We start from the raw sequence: 21,199 nt of genomic DNA, 5'->3' as shown, positions 1-21,199 counted from the left end.
GACAAATCATTCCTTAAAAATCGGCAAGCCCCGCCACTGCGCTTTTCGTGGGCGAGCGCCGAGCCTCCTCAAATTTGCACAGGTGCAAATTCTGCGGGGTCTCGGGGCAACACGATGTTGGTCAAGAAGGCGTAGTCACACGACGTGACGGTCTTTGCCTTCGTTCCATTATCGCTATCCCACAGAAGTCTACGTGTAGGGGGTTGCCTTGTATTCCGACGTATTTTAATAAAATTTTCTAATGGCAACTGGCACAATCAGCTTTCCCCCAAATGGTTAAATGAAAATGATAAAGATGGTTGCATTTACTTTACGAAGAAGTGGTCTCCTGATACAAGCTGTTTGAAAACATTTCAAGTTGTAAACGTTCATGGATTTAATTTTTTATAATCATATTTATTATCACTTGAAGCATTTAAATTAAGTAGAGAGCAACTTATTTTACTATTAGTCAATACTAGTTGATTGGAGTGAAAGGCGCGACACTCCAGCAGGAAAAGCGCGAGCTGAAAATCCATTTTTGCGGCGGTTCGCCGCAAAAATTAGTTGAAGCCGTGCCTGCGGAAAGGGAGCGCCTGGAACGGAAATCAACGGTTTCTTACTCATTGTTGTTAAAAGAAAAAGACTGCAAGTAAACTCGAATTAATATCCGATTGTCTACAGTCTAAATCCCGCTATGATGAAAAGTAGCGGGATTTACTATGCTATGAGAGCTTAAATTGTTTAACAAGATCATTCATTAGCTCTGCTCGCTGTGCTAAGTTTCCTGCGTTTTCAGAAATCTCCTCCATCGAGCTCGCCGCCTGTTCTACAGTAGCACTAGTTTCCTCTATGCCAGCAGCAGATTGCTCAGAAACAGCCGCTATTTCATCGATAGAATGGTTGATTAGAGTAGAGCTATCGGCCACAACAGCGAGTTTTTCTGACATACCATTAATATTATCTACCATTAGGCGAAGAGCATCTGCAATTCTAATAAATGTGTCGTTCGTAGAAGCGATTTGTAACGTGCCTTTCTCAACCTCACTGTAGCCTTGCTCTAAAGAGGTTGTGACAATAATAGATTCGTGTTGAATTTTCTCAACAATATTAGAAATATCTACAACAGAGACAGATACTTGCTCGGCAAGCTTTCGTACTTCATCGGCTACAACGGCAAAGCCTTTACCATGCTCCCCAGCGCGAGCCGCTTCGATTGCAGCGTTAAGTGCAAGCAAATTCGTTTGGTCAGCAATATCATGAATAACAGAGACAAGCTTGGATATTTGCTGCGTATTATTACTAAATCCTTCAACCTTTTCAACGGCTCCTTGAACAATTTGGTCAATCGTATTCATTTGTAAGGTTGAATGCTCCATCAACTCACGACCATTAGCTGTAAGAGTCATAACTGTTGAGGAGTGTGATTTTAAGCTGTCACTGGAATGGTGCAAATCTGAAATTTTACTAGCAAAATCGTTCATTGTAATGGCAATATTACTAGCATTAGATGCTTGGAGCTCGGTACCGTTCGTAATTTCGCTCATAGCTTTCGACACATGAATGGTACCTTCTTTTACTTCGTGAGCCGCCTGTGTAAGCTCCTCACTACTTGCCGCAACCTCTCCAGCAGTATCTTGAATCTCCCTTAGTATCGTTGAGATTCGTTCGGACATGGCATTCGTTTGCTCGGTTAAATGACCTACTTCATCCTTTGTTGTTGGAGGCATAGCAGGTAAGCTTAAATCACCATCAATAATAAACGACATTCTTTCTGAGAGGGCTTTTACAGGTCTTGATATTTTTCTCGCTGTATAGATCGCGAAAACGATACTAGCAACGATTAAAATAAGCCCAAAAACGATTGTTTTTATTAATCCCTCCTGACCAGATTTTTGGAGTTCTACTGTTGTTTGATTAATTTGATCGCGTCCATTTTGGGCAAGCTCCTCGTATCCTAATCGGATTTCATCTCCGGTTTTTTCAAGAATAGCCAAATTTGCAAGTGCTGTTTCAGCATCGCCCGCATCATAAACATTAAAAACATCCTTTTCGACTAATTGTCGCCATTGGACAGCTTTATCGTAAAGAGATTGAAATTTTGCCGATTCTGGGGTGGAAAGAAGGAAGTCAGCATTTTCCTGTGCAGATTGAACATAAGTAAAGAAAAGATCTTTGTAGTGTGGTTCGCCTGTTAGCATATAGCCTCGAGCTGCAGCAAGACGAGCGTGAATGGATGTTGCAAGCTCATAGTTTGCCATAAGAATAGGAAGTTCCTGTGAAGAGATAGATTCGAAAGCTTTATTTTCTTTTGATTGTAGCTGGTTGTTGAAGGTGTTGTTACCAATAATAAATAAGATGATAAAACTAAAGCCTAATAAAATACGTGAACTGATAGATCTGAGCTTCATAAAACCGCACCCTTTCAAATTAGTGTGTTTATAATGGGAATGCTATTGTTCACTATATGATTATAATTTTTTGGTAACTTTACTTTATAGTAACATAAATTACCGGGGTTAAATATGTAAATTTTCTGAAAATTAAAGTTACGCGAAATCTAGGATGTTTTTTCGTTCCGCCTTAGGTTAGAGTATACAAACTAAAGGTTAAAACTAGGTTAAAAAAACACATAGAAAAATTTTTACTGGTGTAAATTTTATAAATGGTGATTTCGCATAAAAAGACGAACATTGTTTTCGATTGAAGCGGAAATCAACGTTGTACACGCTTGCATTAACAATAATAGGTAAATAAACACGTGGGGAAAATACATTATTTTCTTCACATGATTCTTGCTCTCTTAGCGCATATTAAAAAATAAAAAGGAGCGTGCTTTCATGATTAATGAACGCCTATTGCTTATTGTTTTGCTATCGATTGGAGTACTGTTTGCGTGTAACAACGATAACGATGTTGTAGAGAATCCGGATACGAATAGCGACAACACAACGGCTAATATGGGGACCAATAAGGATGATGTAGGGACAGATGAAAATGTAAAAGATAATATGTTGCAAGATAAGGATGGTGAAAAGTATAATTTTTCTGAGTTTTCATTAGAGGTAGAGTATTCAGCAACAGAAGCGTATGAGGCGGATTATGAGTATCAGCTACGGGAAAATCAACGAATTGTGGAAGCCTCAATTGAAGATGATCGGAATAAGGAATACTTTAGTGGAGATGAGGCGTACTCTAAATTAAGACCTTTATTAAAGCAAATCAACTTTGATGAATCCACCTCCAATGACGAGGTGTTAAATCAAATCGTATCTATTTTTTCTATTTCAGACGACTATACGAAAATTGATGTTGACGTAACATTTAGTGATGGTACAAAACGAGAATATACATTCACAAAATAATGAGGCTCCTAACAATTAAATAGGATCACTAAGGCAACGAAGGTGGGATGTATCACTTTTCGATGCCTTTTATTTTGTGCATTAGGATATTTTATCGGAAAATGTATATTTATTTAACCTCATTTTAACCTTTACGTTATATTGTAAGTAAGAACGATCTATTAGGGAGGGGAAAATATTGCTCGTTTTAAATGTGTTTAAAGTTTTTATCGTATTGTTACTCGTGCTTCAACTAGCCTTACCAGCTTCAGCGCGAGGTAATAGTGGGCAACCGGTGGATTATTTAGCAATAGGGGATTCATTAGCTGCTGGGGTGAATGAGTTAAATGGCCTAGGTCGAAGCTATGCAGACTTTTTAGCACAGGGAATTCTAGAAAAAGAGTTGCTAGAATCATATAATAAAGGCTTTGCATATCCAGGCTATACGACAGAAAAAGCACTAAGTGAATTAAAAAGTGATGTAACAAAGCCCGTAGTTAATTTAAATGGGCAACAACAAGAGCAAGCATCGCTTAGAGATGCTGTACGCCAAGCGGAGATTATTACGATTAGTGTTGGCGCTAATGATCTATTAAAATATTTATCAAAAGATGAGACAGGTGTACCTAAAATCGATATTGTCGGTGTTCAAGCAGGAATAAAAACGGTTGCTACAAATTATGCTGCTATACTAAAAGAAATAAAGCTATTAAATCAAAATGCAGAAATTTTTATTATGGGCTACTATAATCCGTATCCATACTTAGAGGGCTATCAAACGGAGCTTTCATATGCTGTGTCAACATTAGATGCGACGGTAGGGCAGCTTGCAAAGGCAAGTGGAGCACATTTTATCCCTGTGGCGAATGTGATTGCCTCGGATTATAAAACGTATTTGCCTAACCCAAAGAACATCCATTTAAGTGAAGAGGGCTATGAAGCGGTAAGGGATGAATTTTTAATGCCGGTGCTAGATTATATTATGTTGACATCACTTCCAGAAATTTTACCTGATTTTAAGGATATAGAGAATCATCCGTTACGTGATTATATTGAGCAGGCTCATTATTATAGCTTGATGAAAGGGTATGGAGATGGGACATTCCGACCTCAAAATCAATTGCCACGCGTACAAGCGGCATCTATATTAACTCGTGTACTTGATCTTGAAGCGAAAAATTCAGTACCATTTTATGATATGGGGAAATATAATAGAGTAACTCAAAAGGAAGTTGCTGCAGCTTATGAGGCTGGTATTATTCATGGTGTTGGCGGGAACTTATTTAAGCCAGATGATAATATCTCACGAGCTCAATTAGCGTTAATGCTTCACCGTGCATACGAGCATGCTTCAGGTGAGAAGTATGTGCCGAAAAAAGTTGCAACGTTTACAGATATCTCCTCATATAATGAAGTATACAAAGATGCAATCTCATTCGTATATGATTTTAAAATTGCAGAAGGCACTGGCAATGGCGAATTTAAGCCAAAAGAGTACGTCACTCGTGCACAGGCTGCTAAGATGATTGTGAATTTTTATAAGCTATTAGAGAAATAGTTCTAAATATACGACAAAGTACCGAAATTAAAATAAGCTACGAGGTAAGATGGGGAATCTTACCCGTAGCTTATTTTGATGTATATATAGCAGAAGGGGTATTCTGCTGGGGATAATAAAGTCTGTTATAGCTTATTTGTCATAGCGCCCCTTGAGCTACCTACGACTATTTTTATTGCTCTTTCCATTTTAACCCTTCAAAGAAACGATAAACTTCCTCGAATACTAAATCACGTTCTTTTCCAAGTGTTAAAATATGACCAGAGTTAATAAATGTTTTAACCGATTTAATAGGTGATCTAACTGAGCTATAAATTAAATCTGCACTTTCGCAGTAATAAGCATCGTCCTCTAGACCGCGTAAAATATGAACAGGCGAACTAATGTTATTTAGTCTACTACTAGTATCATTAATCATGCCTTGTAAATAGTCAAGTGAAGGCATTTGCACAAGTTCTGCAACCTTATTAGGACTGTCTACTGCTGCATCATAAGTACCAGATAATTTTTTGTAATTAATTGCATAATCAACAATGCGCTTTTGCAGGCTTTCTGCATTTTTCGCTATCGCTGGTGCAGACATTGTAACGATTGCTTTTGTCGGACGCTCCACACCTAATTTTAATGAGAAAATACCACCAAGTGAAACACCTGCTACAGCAATTTCTTCATAGCCTAGCTCGCGTAGTTTGTCATAGCCTTCAATAACGCTATTCCACCATTCGATAGGGTTCGTTTGAATCAGTGTGTGTGGATCTGCTCCATGCCCTTTATAAAGTGGAGCATGCACAGTATAGTTACGTTCAGATAAATATTTACCTAGCCGCTTTACATCATTTGTATTGCCAGTAAAACCGTGTAGTAATAGTACTGCACGTTTACCTGCCTCAAATGTGAACGGTTTCGGTGGGATGATCTTCATTTTAAAACAGACTCCTTTGTCCTCGTTAATAAATGCGTTCAAACAGTTCACGGAAATGTGACAATTGTTTGAAAATTCTTAGATAATAGTTGTAATTAATAAAAAAATTTGATAAGAAATCGTTTTGCTAATGCCTATTATAGTGTTATAAATACATAAGTACAATTTATTATTTTTATCATTTCAATTCCTATTAGTTATGAAAGCAGGGTGTGATTTTCAATGGAAATTCAACAATTAGAATACTTTAAAGTAGTTGCTCAATTACAGCATATGACACGCGCTGCAGAGAAGCTTAGCATATCACAGCCAGCATTAAGTAAGTCGATTTCTAATATTGAACAGGAGCTTGGAGTCCCTCTTTTTGATCGGCAAGGTCGTTCTATTGCATTAAATCGATACGGAAAACTTTTTTTAGAAAGTGTAGATGTTATATTAGCCGAGTTTTATAAGATGAAGCAGGAGTTTGGAGATATTATAAAGCCAGGGCATGGTGAGGTTTCTCTTGGATTTATTCATACATTAGGAATGGAGGTAGTGCCGGAGTTAATGGCCATCGTTCCAAAGAAGTATCCACATATGGAGTTTTCGCTAACACAGGCGACATCGCTTAACTTATTGAAACGGTTAGAGGAGGGGGCTATTGATTTATGTCTTTCCCAGGAGTTTGAATCGAGGCTCATCGAGATAAACTGGATAGAGCTATGGACGGAGGAGTTATTTGTTATTGTGCCAAAGAAGCATCGTTTTGCAAATAGAGAAACGATAGCCTTGAAGGAGATCAAGGATGAACCATTTATCTCTATTAAAAGAGGCAATGCCTTACGTCAAATAGTGGATGAATTATTTAAAAAGGTGGGCGTCACAACGAATACGAAATTCTCAGGCGAAGAAATGCATACTGTTGCAGGCTTTGTTGCGGCAGGATTAGGAGTGTCGCTTATTCCAAATATTAAGGGACTCGATCATTTTAATATAAAAAAAATACGTGTTAGTTCGCCAGATTGCTATAGGAAAATTGGCGTTGCGTGGGCAGCTGAACGTTATTTGTCACCTGCAGTAAATGAATTTAAACAGTTTTTAATTGAATATTTTAAAGAAAAATAGGGGGGCTTACATTGTTTGAAAATGAAGAGGGGATTAGGCAACTATTAGAATCAAATTATATACACTATCCGGAGTTAATAGAAGGTTTCAATCGCGCGGTTGCGGGGAATACAGAGAGCATGGTTGAAATTGCATATATCCTGCGAGACTTACATGAGGATGAAGCATCGTGCTACTGGTTCGAAAAAGCGGCGCAGTTAGGAGAAGTGGTAGCCCAATATGAATTAGCGAATTGTTTTTTAGAAGGTAGGGGCGTTGCAGAAAACGAGGAAAGAGCATTTATCCTTTATAAAGAAGCGGCAGAGCAGGGACATCTGGATGCGGCAAATAATTTAGCCGATATGTACTTAAATGGAGAAAGTGTAGAGGTCGATGAGGAGACTGCGCTGAAATGGTTTACGTTTGCAGCAGACCGAGGAGCTGTCGAATCAATGTTTACATTGGGTATCATGTATGAGCAAGGGCTAGGAACAGACATAAACGAAGACAAGGCATTGGACTATTATATGCTCGCTGCAGAAGGTGGCTATGATGTGGCGCAATACAGAATGGGGTCTATTTATTTAGAGGGGCTCCTCGAAGTAGAACAGGATTATAGCAAAGCAATCACTTGGTTTGAAAAGGCAGCTCAGCAATTTTATGTTGATGCTATTTTTAATTTAGGCTATTTGTATGAACAAGGGATTGCCGTAGAGCAGGATTGCCAGCGGGCAGTTCAATATTACAAGCAGGCAGCGCTCCTTGATGATTATCAGGCTAAAGTAAATTTAGCACGCTTATATGGATCAGGGTGCTGTGTGACGAAAAATGAAGAAGAGGCCAAAAAGTGGATGGAAGCTGCAGAAAAACAACTACACGCTCAAGTTGATTTTATGTAAAGGGATTAAATTCGGTATTCATCGTGTTAAAACAGGTACTTTAGTAGGTAGTATTAATAATTAAATAAGGAGAAATAACAATTGTAGTGTTCGTAATGAAACTAATTTCTTATTTTCTAAAAAATGTATAATTTTTTCTTGTATATAAAGAATTCCATAGTAATCTTTAATAGGGTTAAATTTTAATCGAAAGTAGCGTGAGTTAAATGTTTTTTAAAAAGACATTACATCAAGAGCGCATCGACATAAATAAAAACGAAGTCAATATTCTCATAAATAATAATAACAAAATCCAGCTGCAACTGGATATGCTTCAATTGAATGAGCAGGATTTGAAGTATTTACAAGTTTTACAGCCGTATGTAGACTTGCATCTTAACGAATTAGTGGATGATTTTTATAGTGTATTAGGTATGGATCCATGTTTAACGACTATTATTCATAATCATAGCACTGTCGAGAGATTAAAAATAACATTGAAAAAGCATATTCATGAAATGTTTAGCGGCTTAATTGATGAGGAGTTTATTCAAAAGCGAGAGATTATTGCGCGTGTTCATGTGCGGATTGGTTTGCCAACAAGAAGTTATATTGCAGCATTTCAAACGTTGAATCTTTCTTTTATGAAGCTAGTTCAACAATATATTGCTCATGGAGAAGATCGTTTTGCAGTATTGCAGGCGGTTTCGAAAATTTTGAATTTAGAGCAGCAACTAGTGCTTGAAGCATTTGAGGCTACTGTCGAGGAACAGAAGTCTAAGGTCGAGCAGCAAAAAAGACTTGTAGGTAGTTCAATCATTGAGTCAACAGAAAGCTTAGCTGCTATATCTGAAGAAACGAATGCTTCATTTCATCAGCTGACAAGCCAGTCAATTGAATTGGCAAACTATGCGACAAGGGCGAATGAAATTTCTGACAATGCTGAACAACAAGCGAATGACGGGAAGATGCAAATGCATGAACAGTCAGAGACGATGCAATCGATTATTATGTCTGTAGATCAAATTGGCGATGATGTTCATAGCCTAGCGGACAATGCAAAGCAAATGGAAGGTATTATGGCAATTGTGACGAACATTGCTGATCAAACGAATTTGCTTGCTTTAAATGCGGCTATTGAAGCAGCACGAGCAGGGGAATTCGGAAAAGGATTTGCTGTTGTGGCGCAGGAGGTACGTAAATTAGCTGAGCAAACACGCGCCTCGACATCAACTGTTGAGGAGCTTTTGCATAATACGAACGAGCAAACGAATAAACTAAAAGGTTCGTTAGGTACAATTCAAGCCTCTGTTCAAGTGGGGAAGGATAGTATGGAGCAGTCCTCTCAGCAATTTTCGGAAATCCTACAATCAGTATGTGATTCTAAGCAACAAAACAGTCTAATCCAACAAGAAGTTGAGCTAATCAATGCTATTGTGCAGGAGTTAGGTGTTGCATTCGATGAAGTAACCCGTTCAGCGGATCGACTAGCTACTGTTGCACAGGAATTAAATCATTAAAGGGATGTTCAGAAAGTTTTCACTTTCTGGTCATCCTTTTCTTTTTTGTAAAAGAAGTCACACGTATTATGAAAGAAAAGAGTTTATACTATTCGTAGAACAATTATGTATGTATAGGAGTTGTAGTTATGAAAACAGTTGTTGTTGTTGTTGGTGGAGGTATTACAGGATTATGTACGATGCACTATTTGAAACGACAAATGAGCGAGCAAGGGAAAGATGCACGACTAATTTTGATTGAGCGAAATGAATACCTAGGTGGGAAAATCCATTCAGAGCAGGTAGAGGGCTTTATTATGGAAACGGGTGCTGATTCAATCGTTGCACGACATCCTGGAGTACTAGAGCTAGTTCGTGAGCTAGACTTTGAAGATGAGCTTGTTTATAACGAAACGGGTATTTCCTATATTCATACAAATAATGAGCTACATGCAATACCTGCTGGTTCGACGTTTGGTATTCCGATGAGTAGTGAGTCACTGCATGCTAGTACGCTTATTTCTGAGGAAGGGAAAGCACGAGCTCTACAAGAATTAACAATGCCCAATACGAATTTCACAAAGGAAAGTTCGATTGGTGAGTTTTTAGAATACTTTTTAGGTGAGGAAATCGTTCGTAAGCAAATTGCCCCTGTGCTAGCGGGTGTTTATTCGGGTGATCTTTACAGCCTATCCCTAGCTTCTACCCTGCCGTATTTAGTCGATTATAAAAATGACTATGGCAGTATCATTAAAGGGTTTGAAGCGAATCGTGCTCAATTTGAAAAGGCTGCTAATAAAAAGTTTATCTCCTTTCGAAAAGGCTTATCGTCATTAATTGATCGATTAGAGGAGACGTTGCCAGAAGTTGAATTTTGGAAAAATGCAGATACACAAAAGATTACGCAGAATGGCGATCAGTATGAGGTTATAGTAAACAATGAAATGATTTTAGCCGATGTGGTTGTTCTGGCGGTTCCGAATGAAACCGTGAAGGCGGTACTAGTGGATGAAGAGTTAGATACGAGTTTAAGTAAGTTTACGACAGCATCCGCAATTACGATGTACCTTGGCTTTCTTGTTCCTGATGCTATCCTGCCAGCAGACGGTACAGGCTTTATCGTTTCTCACAATAGTGACCTTTCGTGCGATGCGTCAACGTGGACAAGTAGAAAGTGGAAGCATACGTCGGGAGATGGGAATCTTTTAGTTCGACTATTTTATAAAAATAGTAATCCTCGTTACGAGGAATTTGCAGCTATGTCTGATGAGGAGTTAACGAAGGTAGCCTGTGAGGATATTCGACTAAGCCTAGGCATCGATGCAAAGCCAACCGTAGTTAATATAACAAAATGGATTGGTCAGATGCCACGTTATGATTTAGCGCATAATGAAGCGTTATCCGTTTTACTAGCAGATTTAGAGGAGCGATACCCTAATGTACTAGTAGCTGGATGCTCCTATTTTGGTGTAGGTATTGGCGCATGTATTCAAAATGGAAAGCAAACTGCAGAGAGAATTATAACGACTATTTAAAGAAATATTACATGAAACCGCTTTACTTAAGTAAATGGTCTTGACGTTCTATTCATATAGCGATATGATTCTTTTAATTATTGACAAAATTCATATAATTCTTATCAAGAGAAGCTGAGGGACTGGCCCGATGAAGCTTCAGCAACCAACGCAGCTTGCGCCAGGTGCTAAATCCAGCCGGCATTTGCCGTAAAGATGAGAAGGGACTCGTAGTATAAAGCCTTCTTGTAGAAAAGAAGGCTTTTTCTTGTACTGAGAAAAGTGCTCATAAGAATACATAACCTATTTGGTAGAGAGAGAGGGACTTTCATGGGATTGCTTGAAGCTTTACAAACGCGCGTACTTACAGCGGACGGTGCGATTGGAACACTACTTTATTCATATGGCTTGGATTATTGTCATGAAGAAATGAATGTGACTAAGCCGGAAATTGTTCAAAAAATTCATGAGCAATATATCGAAGCTGGTGCAGATATTATTCAAACGAATACATACGGTGCCAATTCTATTAAACTAGCTCGTTACGGCTATGAAGGACGTGTGAGGGAGTTTAACGAGGCGGCTGTTTGTATTGCTAAACGTGCAGCGGCAGGTAAAGACGTCTTTGTCTTAGGCACAATTGGTGGTATTCGAGGGATTCGTAAAAGTGATGCAACTTTAGAGGAGATTGTGTCTGCTATTCGTGAGCAAGCAGAGGTACTCATTGTTGGTGAAGTGGATGGCATTTTACTTGAGACGTTTTATGATGTAGAAGAGATTCGAGCGGCTGTCACAACGGTGCGTCAATTAACCGATTTACCAATCATTGCGCAAGTTTCTATGCATGAGCCGGGTATATTGCAGGGCGGTATTTCATTCTGTGACGTGTTAACTGAACTTGAAGCGCTCGGAGCTGATATTGTAGGAAGTAATTGTCGTCTCGGACCATTCCATACAATTCAAGCTTTTGAAAAAGTAAATTTACCCAGTAAAGCGTTTTTATCGGCTTCTCCGAATGCTTCTCTGTTAGATGTAGAGGATGGCCGTGTGGTATATGAATCAGAGGCGGATTATTTTGCGCGAGCAGCAGAGGAATTAGTGAAGCAGGGGGTTCGTTTAATCGGCGGCTGCTGCGGAACAACACCAAAGCATATTGAAGAAACGAAAAAACGATTAGCCAATAGTAAGCCGATAACAGAAAAAGAGGCGCGCCCTGGTAAAACAGAATTTGTGCGTATGCCTGAGCCTCGTAAATACGAGCCCTTACATGAAAAGGCGAAGCGTGAGCGCTCTGTTATTGTAGAGTTGGATACACCTAGACATTTAGAGATTGACGGATTTATTACAGGAGCAAAAGAGCTGTATGAAAATGGTGCGGACGTCATTATGATGGCGGATAACTCACTTGCCTCTCCGCGTATAAGTAACATTGCGATGTCAGCGTTACTTGTACAGGAAGGCGTTCGTGTTTTACCTCATTTAACTTGCCGTGATCGAAACTTAATCGGTTTACAATCACATTTAATGGGATTAAACGCACTTGAGCTCCACGATATTTTAGTTATTACAGGAGACCCAACAAAGGTAGGGGATTTCCCAGGGGCGACAAGTGTTTATGATGTTTCCTCGATGGAGCTCATGTCGATGATTAAGGGATTAAATGAAGGAATTTCATTCTCAGGGAAGCCGCTTCGTAAAAAGGCGAACTTCTCGGTAGCTGGAGCGTTTAATCCGAATGTCCGTGTTGTGTCACGTGCAGTTGATCGTTTAGAGAAGAAGCTAGAGCATGGCTGTGATTATTTTATTTCTCAGCCTGTTTATTCAAAAGAAAAAATTGAAGAAATTTATGAGGCGACAAAGCATTTAGAAGCACCTATCTATATTGGTATTATGCCACTCACATCATTTAGAAGCGCGGAATTCTTGCATCATGAGGTACCGGGCATCAAGCTTTCAGAGGAAGTATTAGCCCGAATGGAGGCGTGTGGTGATGATAAGGAGAAGGCGACTGCTGAAGGGGTTGCTATCGCGAAGGAATTACTAGATACAGCCTGCCAATACTTTAATGGAATCTATTTAATTACACCGTTTTTACGATATGATATGACGTTGCAGCTGATGGATTATGTGAAGGAGCTGGACGCGCAAAATAAAGGAGTACAATTTAATGCCTAACCACTCAATATACGAACAACTTGAAAAAAGAATTTTAATTATTGATGGAGCAATGGGAACAATGCTTCAAAATGAAAATTTAACACCCGAGGATTTTGGTGGAGAAGAATTAGATGGCTGTAATGAAAATCTAGTCATTACAAGACCGGATGTACTTAGTAAAGTTCACCGAGAGTATCTAGAGGCTGGTGCAGATATCATTTGTACGAATACATTTGGTGGGACGCCGCTAGTTTTAAATGAATATGATTTAGGCGAGCATGCTGTTGAAATTAACACGCGCGCTGTTCATTTGGCAGTAGAGGCAGTGAAGGAGTTTTCTACACCGGAATGGCCTCGCTATGTAGCTGGAGCAATTGGTCCGACGACGAAAACCCTATCCGTCACAGGTGGTATTACATTTGAAGAATTACAGGAAAACTTCTATGTGCAGGCCAAAGCACTTGTAGAAGCAGGTTCAGATTTAATTCTGTTAGAGACGAGTCAGGATATGCTAAACGTAAAGGCGGCAACTCTAGGAATTCGTCAGGTGTTTGAGGAGCTAGGGACAGAGCTTCCTATTATGATTTCGGGTACGATTGAGCCGATGGGAACGACTCTTGCTGGACAGTCTATCGAAGCATTTTATATTTCAATAGAACATATTAAACCATTATCAGTCGGCTTAAACTGTGCTACAGGTCCAGAGTTTATGACGGATCATATTCGTTCGTTGTCAGAGCTAGCAACAAGCTATGTGAGCTGTTATCCGAATGCTGGTCTTCCGGATGAAGAGGGCTGCTACCACGAGACACCTGATTCGTTATCGAAAAAGCTCCGCGGCTTTGCGGAAAAAGGCTGGTTAAATATTGTTGGTGGATGCTGTGGTACAACACCAGCACATATCGCTGCTATTCGTGAGGCAGTAGCAGACTTTTCACCACGACCGCGTCCTGAAAAAACGCATGGTCATGTAGTGTCCGGGATCGAGCCACTTCAATATGATGACTCTATGCGTCCATTATTTATGGGCGAACGAACAAATGTAATCGGCTCTCGTAAATTTAAACAGCTCATTATCGATGGGATGTTTGAGGAAGCGGCAGAAATTGCCCGTGCACAGGTGAAAAACGGTGCGCATGTTATTGATGTTTGCTTAGCAAACCCAGACCGTGATGAAGTAGAAGATATGCGCGGCTTCATGGCTGAAGTTGTGAAAAAGGTGAAGGTACCTCTTGTGATCGACTCAACAGATGAGAAAGTAATGGAGGAAGCGTTAAAGTTCTCTCAAGGAAAAGCAATTATTAACTCGATCAACCTTGAGGATGGTGAGGAGCGCTTTGATGCTGTTTTACCACTTGTGAAAAAGTACGGTGCCTCTATCGTTGTCGGGACAATTGATGAAATAGGGATGGCGGTTAGTCGTGAGCGTAAGCTAGAAGTTGCTGAACGCTCTTATAAGCTACTGACAGAAAAATGGGGCATTGAACCTGAGGATATAATTTTTGACCCGCTAATGTTCCCTGTTGGTACAGGTGATGAGCAATATATTGGTGCAGCAGAGGAAACAATCGAAGGAATTCGTCTCATTAAAGAAAAATTACCACGTACGCTTACGGTGTTAGGGGTAAGTAACGTATCTTTCGGTTTACCACCAGTCGGGCGTGAAGTATTAAATGCGGTGTATTTATATCACTGTACACAAGCGGGCTTAGACTATGCGATTGTAAATACGGAAAAACTAGAGCGTTATGCATCGATTCCAGAACAGGAAATTAAGCTTGCCAATGATTTAATCTTTAATACGAATGATGAAACACTTGCTGTCTTTACTGATTTTTATCGTGATAAGAAGAAGGATAAGGCGGAGGTTAGTTTACCTGAAACAGTGGAAGGTCGCCTTGCTTATTACATTTTAGAAGGAACAAAGGAAGGTTTAATTCCCGATTTAGATGCAGCGATGGAGCTGTTCCATTCACCGTTAGATATTATAAATGGGCCTTTAATGGACGGGATGGCTGAAGTCGGTCGCCTCTTTAATGATAACCAGCTTATCGTTGCCGAAGTGTTACAATCTGCGGGTGTAATGAAGGCAGCTGTTGGGCATTTAGAGCAGTTTATGGAAAAGAGTGACGAATCCGCAAGTAAAGGGAAAATGGTGTTAGCAACGGTTAAAGGTGACGTGCATGATATTGGAAAAAATCTGGTGGATATTATTTTAAGTAATAATGGCTACAAGGTTGTGGACCTTGGTATTAAAGTAACACCAGCTGAACTTATTGAAGCGATCCGTCGAGAAAACCCAGATTTCGTTGGACTTTCGGGATTACTTGTTAAATCTGCACAGCAAATGGTATTAACTGCCATGGACTTTAAAGAAGTGGGGATTGATATACCAATCATGGTAGGTGGTGCAGCACTTTCTCGTCGATTTACAGAAACGAAAATTGCCGGTGAATATGACGGCCCGGTGCTGTACGCGAAGGATGCGATGCAGGGGCTAGAGCTAGCGAATCGTTTGATGAATCCTGCAGAGCGTGAAGTACTAGAAGTAGAGCTACGCGAGGCAAGAGAAAAGCGTCTTGAAGCAGATGGTAAACGAGCAGCAAAACCTGTTGCAGAAGCACCAAAGCCAGTACGTACGGTTGGCGATGCAGAAGTATTCCTGCCGAAGGATTTGGTTCGTCATGTAAAGCGTGAGTATGCTGTATCACATTTACAGCCTTATGTGAATATGCGTACGTTAATTGGCCATCACCTTGGCTTGAAAGGCAATGTAGACAAGCTGCTTTCTGAAGGAGATGAGCGTGCAACGCAATTGCATGAGCTTGTCAATAGCTACTTGTCTGATGAAATATTAATGCCTTCAGGAATGTATCGATTCTTCCCTGCACAGGCGGATGGCGATGATGTTGTTATTTATAGCCCGGAAGATCATAAAACAGAAATTGAGCGTTTCACATTCCCGCGTCAGTCTGTAGCGCCGTTTCTATGCTTAGCAGACTTTCTTAAAAGGGTTGGAAGCGGTGAAATGGATTATGTTGCCTTAATGGTTGTCACAGCTGGTCGCGGTGTAAGCGATCAGGCACGCGAACTAAAGGAAGCGGGGAAATTCCTTGAAAGTCATGCACTTCAAGCTACGGCACTAGAGCTTGCAGAAGGCTTTGCAGAGCGTATTCACCAAGAAATCCGTGACCAATGGGGCTTCCCAGATGGAGTGGATTTCACAATGCGTGATCGTTTTGCGGCGAAATATCAAGGGCAGCGCTTCAGCTTTGGCTACCCAGCTTGTCCAAATTTAGAGGATCAAGAAAAGCTGTTTAAATTACTAAAGCCAGAAGATATTGGTGTAAATTTAACAGAAGGGTTTATGATGGAACCAGAGGCAAGTGTATCGGCTATTGTCTTTGCCCACCCAGACGCGCGATATTTTAACGTTTAAGAAACTAGGTGCTCTTGTCCTGTGACAAGGGCACTTTTTAAATTGAAAAATGGAGGATTAATATGATTCGTAAAGCAGTACGAGAGGATATCCCGACAATACTAGAAATTTTTAATGACAATATTTTAAATAGCACAGCGATTTATATGTATAAGCCCCAAGTATTAGAGGAGCGTTTAGCTTGGTTCGATGCGAAGGTGGCAGCGGGTGAGCCGTTATTTGTGTATGAAGATAACGGTGTAGTAGCTGGCTATGCAACATACGGTCCGTTTCGTGCTTATCCCGCTTATCAATATACGGTAGAGCATTCTGTTTATGTGCATAAGGACCATTTCAAAAAGGGGATTGGTTCGAAGTTAATGAAGCATTTAATCGCCTATGCAGAGCAGGCTGGTGTAAAGACAATGGTCGCTTGTATTGATGCGGAAAATGACGGAAGTATTGCAGCGCATGAGAAGCTGGGCTTTGTATACGCAGGTACAATTCAAAATGCCGGCTATAAATTTCAACGCTGGCTGCACCTCGCCTTTTACCAGCTAAATTTAAAAGGTCCTTTTAATCAATAAAATGGTTCATTGCTATAGCTTTTGGGTTGATTTCCGCTGCGCCAGAGACTAACAGATGTTTTGTGTAGCGAAAGCGAAGCGTCAGCTACACGACGTTGTTCACGAAGGCGTTGCCACACGATGTGACAGATGCACGCACGCTGGCTCCACTACGAACAACCCCGACTTATAGGGAGGAATCAATAAAAAAATATAGTTTATACAATTATTACCTGGTCATATGACATATGTCATAAAAAAATAGTGATGTTTGCTTCTGTTTGTCATATTGCTAGTTTTGTATGATTTATATATCGCATAACAGAAACGAAAGTAGGGAATAACGTGAATATGACAGATGCAGAAAAGACGAAAAAGTTACGTAAAGATGTAGCGCCTTTTGCGAAGTCTGAAGTTAATAGAAGTATTATGCAAATGGTGAATACTATTTTACCACTGCTAGCAATTTGGGGATTAGGCTATTATGTATTGCAATTTTCTGTTTGGTATACAGTGGCTTGTAGTGTGATTGCTTCAGGCTTTGTTGTTCGAACATTTATCATTTTCCATGATTGTACACATGGCTCTTTCTTTAAAAATAAGAAGGCGAATGATTATGTAGGGTTTATCACAGGTGTATTAACGTCGTTTCCGTATGAAAAATGGAAGCGTGAGCATACAATTCACCATGCATCAAGTTCTAACTTGGACAAGCGTGGTATCGGTGACATTGATATGTTAACGGTTGATGAGTATTTAGAAAAATCAAAGCTAGGTCGCCTAGGCTATCGATTATATCGTAATCCACTGGTGATGTTCGGATTAGGTCCGCTATTTATGGTACTTATCTTAAATCGCTTTAATCGCAGCGATGCGAAGAAAAAAGAACGTATTAACACACATTTAACGAATGTAACGCTTATTGCACTCTGTGGAACATTAATTTATTTTGTTGGCTGGCAGGCATTTTTACTTGTTCAAGGTGTAACGTTATTTATTGCAGGTTCTCTAGGGATTTGGCTATTCTATATTCAGCATACGTACGAGGATTCGTATTTCGAATATGATGATGAATGGGATTATGTAAAGGCTGCGGTTGAAGGTAGCTCGTACTATAAATTACCGAAAATCTTACAGTGGGCTACAGGAAATATTGGTTTCCACCATGTGCATCACTTAGCTCCTCGTGTACCTAACTATAATTTAGAGGCAGCGCATGAATCTATACCACCATTACAAAATGCTACAACAATTACGCTATCAACAAGCTTAGAGTCAATTCGTTATAAATTATACGATCCTGACCGCAAGAAGTTTGTGTCGTTTAAAGAAGTGGAAGCATTGATTGCTCTGCGAGATAAAAACTCTTCTAAAAAGGCTGCGTAAGTCTAGTAGAACTATATAATTAGCATAAAGCTGTCTCATGAATTTTGAGGCAGCTTTTCGTTTGATGTTCAAGCTGAGTTATGTTGAAATAACATAACAGATAGGCTCTTTGCTATAATAGAATAAAAAGAAGTGAGGATTTTATGCAAAGCTGGTACAGTATTATTCCAAAAAGTCCATGGTTAAGTATTTATATATGGATTATTTTTTGTATTATGCCATTTTTCTTTATCATACGTGCCTTTTCGTTTTGGTATATTTCAATAGGCATTGTCATGATTTTGTTTTACTTTTTATGCCATAGATTTTCGTTTCAATCTAAAAGCGGACTTGTCTATATGTGGATTAGCTTTCAAATGGTGCTCAATGTCGCGATGACGCTTATGTTCGGCTATATTTACCTATCCCTCTTTACGGCGTTTTTTATCGGTAATATTCGCCAAACGGTCGGGTTCTATATTATGTATGGCTTACATATTGGCTTTACGGTTATTTCAATCGTGGCGGGCTATTTTATTTTCCTGGATTTATTTTTATCTCAAACACCGTTTATTATAATTGCGGTTATTGGTGTTGTCTTGCTACCCTTTACCCTCTATAGTCGGAATAGAAGAGAAAACCTGGAAAGCCAATTAGAAACTGCTCGTGACCGTATTTCAGAGCTGATCATTCATGAGGAACGCCAGCGTATTGCGCGTGATTTACATGATACACTCGGGCAAAAGCTATCCATGATTGGGTTGAAAAGTGACTTAGCCGCACGTTTAATCGAAAAAAATCCTGAGCAGGCCATAAATGAAATAAAAGATATTCGCCAAACTGCGAGTGTGGCATTAAAAGAGGTGCGCGAGCTAGTAGCTGATATGCGGGCTGTTCGGTTGGTCGAGGAGCTGCTACGGGTAGAGCAAATACTACGCGCAGCAGAAATCCAATTTACATTACACGGTGAACCAAATAGAATTCAACTCCCTGTTCTCTCTGAAAATGTACTAAGTATGTGTTTAAAAGAGGCAGTCACAAATGTAGTCAAGCATAGTAAGGCGTCGAAATGTGATATTACGATTCGTCAAAATAACGTAGAGCTAACCTTATCCGTAAAAGATAATGGTATTGGCTATGAAGAAACGTTTACAATGAGTGGAAATGGCTTGAAGGGTATGCGTGAACGAATTGAATTCATTAATGGAACTGTAGAAATGAAAAATAATCGGGGAACAGAGCTCGTTATTCGTGTGCCTGTTACGATAACTCACCAAAAAGGAAGTGACTAGTTTGATTCGAATTGTTATTGCGGAAGACCAAGGGATGCTACTCGGTGCGATGAAATCACTACTTAGTATGGAAGAAGATATGGAAGTTGTAGGGTTAGCTAAAAATGGTGAAGAGGCTATAGAAATTGTCCAAAGGCTAAAGCCGGATGTTTGTATTATGGATATTGAAATGCCACTCAAAACGGGTCTTGATGCTGCAGAGGCGCTTCGCGAGGAAGACTGTAAAACGATTATCTTAACGACCTTTGCAAGGCCGGGATATTTTGAACGTGCACGCAAGGCAGGAGTTCGAGGCTATTTATTAAAGGATAGTCCGATAGAGGAGCTTGTTAATTCTATTCGTATTATTATGGATGGTCGTAGAATTTATGCACCAGATCTTGTCGATTTTGTTTATGAGGATGATAGCGAAAATCCATTAACGGACCGAGAAAGCCAGGTGCTGGAGCTCGTTGCGGAAGGGAAAACGACAAAAGAAATTGCAGCTGAACTCTATTTATCTGCTGGTACAGTGCGTAATTATATTTCAACGATACTAGATAAGCTTGGCGTAGGAAATCGAATTGAGGCGATTGCTCGCTTTAAAGAAAAAGGCTGGAATAAATAATACGTCCATTGTTCGCAGTATTGCACAGCGAGCAATGGACTTTTTTTATTTCTTTTTTGTTAGACGCCCAAGAACAAATGCCCCTGCAGCGACTGCTAAAAGTGTATTTGTTTTTTTATTAAACATTTGCTTTGTTACGAGATTGATATTTTGTGGACGTTCAGCAAGACGACGCATAAAGTAGCCATACCAATCCTTGCCGAATGGAACGTACGTACAGAAGTTGAAATCCCTTGCGAGCTCAGCCTGCATATCTGTTCGGAAGCCATAAAGCATCTGGAATTCGAACTTTTCGTTCGGTATCTCGTGTTCCTTCACAAAGCGCTTTACGTGCGCGATAATGTTATGATCATGTGTAGCGATTGATGTAAACTTTCCGTGTAATAAATGATATTCAATCAGTTCAAGAAAGTTAATATCTATTTCTAATTTATCCTGATAAGCTACATCTGCAGGTTCCTTATAGGCCCCTTTCACAATACGTAGACGGAAATCCTTGAATTTCTCAATATCCTCCTTAGCCCGGAAAAAGTAAGCTTGTATAACGGTTCCTACATTATCGAAAGATTTAGCGAGCTCCTGTAGCATATCGAATGAAGGCTGTAGGCGTGCGTAATTTTCCATATCAAAGTTAACGAAAATACCGTATTGGGATGCTCTCTCTACGATTTCTCGCAAATTGTCATAGCAAAAGTCAATATCGATATCGAGACCAAGTTGTGAAGGCTTTAATGAAATGTGCGCATCTACGCCCTCATTGTGAATGGCTTCAATGACAGCTAATATTTCTTCTTTTGCTCTGATTGCTTCCTCTTCTTCAAAAACAAATTCACCTAAACTATCTACGGTGCACGAAATACCTTGTGAGTTTAATTTTTTTATACTTTCAATTACTTCTGGAATAGTTGTCCCGGCGACGACGCTCCGTGCCCCAAGCTTTAGACCGTATTTTTGGGCTGCGCCATTCAATAATTCGCTTTCAGATAATTGATAAAAAAAGTCACGTAATGCCAT

At 39.7% G+C, this 21,199-nt stretch carries 16 protein-coding genes and 1 riboswitch; of the genes, 13 read left to right on the top strand and 3 right to left on the bottom strand.

Going from position 1 to position 21,199, the window contains the following annotated elements:
* Positions 1-461: 461 nt before the first annotated feature.
* A complete protein-coding gene (locus V4T18_RS13870; protein ID WP_332650287.1) occupies positions 462-635 on the top strand; it encodes a hypothetical protein in 174 nt (57 codons plus the stop codon).
* Between the two features lie 69 nt (positions 636-704).
* Here the strand turns inward: V4T18_RS13870 and V4T18_RS13865 are convergent, their stop codons facing one another.
* Positions 705-2,390, bottom strand: coding sequence for a methyl-accepting chemotaxis protein (locus V4T18_RS13865; protein ID WP_332650285.1), 1,686 nt, complete (start codon positions 2,388-2,390; stop codon positions 705-707).
* A gap of 429 nt (positions 2,391-2,819) precedes the next feature.
* Here V4T18_RS13865 and V4T18_RS13860 point away from each other — a divergent pair, with 429 nt between their 5' ends.
* Both V4T18_RS13860 and V4T18_RS13855 read left to right on the top strand, forming a co-directional pair.
* Positions 2,820-3,344: a YusW family protein gene (locus V4T18_RS13860; protein ID WP_332650284.1), complete on the top strand. Its 525-nt coding sequence runs from the start codon at positions 2,820-2,822 to the stop codon at positions 3,342-3,344.
* A gap of 178 nt (positions 3,345-3,522) precedes the next feature.
* On the top strand, positions 3,523-4,881 hold the full coding sequence (locus V4T18_RS13855; protein WP_332650282.1) for an S-layer homology domain-containing protein: 1,359 nt from the start codon (positions 3,523-3,525) through the stop codon (positions 4,879-4,881).
* Positions 4,882-5,053: 172 nt separating this feature from the next.
* On the opposite strand, the gene V4T18_RS13850 is transcribed toward V4T18_RS13855, so the two are convergent.
* Positions 5,054-5,803 (bottom strand): alpha/beta hydrolase, encoded by a 750-nt coding sequence (locus V4T18_RS13850; protein ID WP_332650279.1) that lies wholly within the window; start codon positions 5,801-5,803, stop codon positions 5,054-5,056.
* Between the two features lie 222 nt (positions 5,804-6,025).
* Here V4T18_RS13850 and V4T18_RS13845 point away from each other — a divergent pair, with 222 nt between their 5' ends.
* From V4T18_RS13845 to V4T18_RS13800, 10 genes are all read left to right on the top strand, one after another.
* Positions 6,026-6,910 (top strand): LysR family transcriptional regulator, encoded by an 885-nt coding sequence (locus tag V4T18_RS13845; RefSeq protein ID WP_332650277.1) that lies wholly within the window; start codon positions 6,026-6,028, stop codon positions 6,908-6,910.
* Positions 6,911-6,921: 11 nt separating this feature from the next.
* On the top strand, positions 6,922-7,788 hold the full coding sequence (locus V4T18_RS13840; protein ID WP_332650276.1) for a tetratricopeptide repeat protein: 867 nt from the start codon (positions 6,922-6,924) through the stop codon (positions 7,786-7,788).
* A 206-nt stretch (positions 7,789-7,994) separates the two neighbouring features.
* Positions 7,995-9,287 carry a globin-coupled sensor protein gene (locus V4T18_RS13835; protein ID WP_332650274.1) on the top strand — a complete coding sequence of 431 codons (1,293 nt, stop codon included), beginning with the start codon at positions 7,995-7,997 and terminating at the stop codon, positions 9,285-9,287.
* 128 nt (positions 9,288-9,415) lie between these two features.
* The gene (gene hemG / locus V4T18_RS13830) at positions 9,416-10,801 is read left to right on the top strand and encodes a protoporphyrinogen oxidase (protein WP_332650272.1); all 1,386 of its coding nucleotides are present in this window, start codon (positions 9,416-9,418) and stop codon (positions 10,799-10,801) included.
* 98 nt (positions 10,802-10,899) lie between these two features.
* Positions 10,900-11,003, top strand: a riboswitch (SAM riboswitch).
* Positions 11,004-11,110: 107 nt separating this feature from the next.
* Positions 11,111-12,955 carry a bifunctional homocysteine S-methyltransferase/methylenetetrahydrofolate reductase gene (locus tag V4T18_RS13825; protein WP_332650271.1) on the top strand — a complete coding sequence of 615 codons (1,845 nt, stop codon included), beginning with the start codon at positions 11,111-11,113 and terminating at the stop codon, positions 12,953-12,955.
* On the top strand, positions 12,948-16,376 hold the full coding sequence (gene metH / locus V4T18_RS13820; RefSeq protein ID WP_332650269.1) for a methionine synthase: 3,429 nt from the start codon (positions 12,948-12,950) through the stop codon (positions 16,374-16,376). Before V4T18_RS13825 ends, metH begins: the two co-directional genes overlap by 8 nt.
* A gap of 62 nt (positions 16,377-16,438) precedes the next feature.
* Positions 16,439-16,942, top strand: coding sequence for a GNAT family N-acetyltransferase (locus tag V4T18_RS13815; RefSeq protein WP_332650267.1), 504 nt, complete (start codon positions 16,439-16,441; stop codon positions 16,940-16,942).
* 330 nt (positions 16,943-17,272) lie between these two features.
* Positions 17,273-18,307, top strand: coding sequence for a fatty acid desaturase (locus tag V4T18_RS13810; RefSeq protein WP_332650265.1), 1,035 nt, complete (start codon positions 17,273-17,275; stop codon positions 18,305-18,307).
* Positions 18,308-18,450: 143 nt separating this feature from the next.
* Positions 18,451-19,578: a sensor histidine kinase gene (locus V4T18_RS13805; RefSeq protein WP_332650264.1), complete on the top strand. Its 1,128-nt coding sequence runs from the start codon at positions 18,451-18,453 to the stop codon at positions 19,576-19,578.
* 1 nt (position 19,579) lies between these two features.
* Positions 19,580-20,185 carry a response regulator transcription factor gene (locus tag V4T18_RS13800; protein WP_332650263.1) on the top strand — a complete coding sequence of 202 codons (606 nt, stop codon included), beginning with the start codon at positions 19,580-19,582 and terminating at the stop codon, positions 20,183-20,185.
* A gap of 45 nt (positions 20,186-20,230) precedes the next feature.
* Here V4T18_RS13800 and V4T18_RS13795 read toward each other — a convergent pair whose 3' ends face one another.
* A complete protein-coding gene (locus V4T18_RS13795) occupies positions 20,231-21,199 on the bottom strand; it encodes a proline dehydrogenase family protein (RefSeq protein WP_332650262.1) in 969 nt (322 codons plus the stop codon).

Source organism: Lysinibacillus sp. 54212, from assembly GCF_036662795.1.
Taxonomy (GTDB): Bacteria; Bacillota; Bacilli; order Bacillales_A; family Planococcaceae; genus Lysinibacillus_B.
This window is presented reverse-complemented; position numbering and strand designations above follow the sequence as displayed.

Coding starts and splice junctions, on each gene's coding strand:
- V4T18_RS13810 (WP_332650265.1), top strand. CDS start 17,273: ATGACAGATGCAGAAAAGACGAAAAAGTTACGTAAAGATGTAGCGCCT.
- V4T18_RS13850 (WP_332650279.1), bottom strand. CDS start 5,803: ATGAAGATCATCCCACCGAAACCGTTCACATTTGAGGCAGGTAAACGT.
- V4T18_RS13795 (WP_332650262.1), bottom strand. CDS start 21,199: ATGGCATTACGTGACTTTTTTTATCAATTATCTGAAAGCGAATTATTG.
- V4T18_RS13845 (WP_332650277.1), top strand. CDS start 6,026: ATGGAAATTCAACAATTAGAATACTTTAAAGTAGTTGCTCAATTACAG.
- V4T18_RS13825 (WP_332650271.1), top strand. CDS start 11,111: ATGGGATTGCTTGAAGCTTTACAAACGCGCGTACTTACAGCGGACGGT.
- metH (WP_332650269.1), top strand. CDS start 12,948: ATGCCTAACCACTCAATATACGAACAACTTGAAAAAAGAATTTTAATT.
- hemG (WP_332650272.1), top strand. CDS start 9,416: ATGAAAACAGTTGTTGTTGTTGTTGGTGGAGGTATTACAGGATTATGT.
- V4T18_RS13860 (WP_332650284.1), top strand. CDS start 2,820: ATGATTAATGAACGCCTATTGCTTATTGTTTTGCTATCGATTGGAGTA.
- V4T18_RS13815 (WP_332650267.1), top strand. CDS start 16,439: ATGATTCGTAAAGCAGTACGAGAGGATATCCCGACAATACTAGAAATT.
- V4T18_RS13805 (WP_332650264.1), top strand. CDS start 18,451: ATGCAAAGCTGGTACAGTATTATTCCAAAAAGTCCATGGTTAAGTATT.
- V4T18_RS13865 (WP_332650285.1), bottom strand. CDS start 2,390: ATGAAGCTCAGATCTATCAGTTCACGTATTTTATTAGGCTTTAGTTTT.
- V4T18_RS13835 (WP_332650274.1), top strand. CDS start 7,995: ATGTTTTTTAAAAAGACATTACATCAAGAGCGCATCGACATAAATAAA.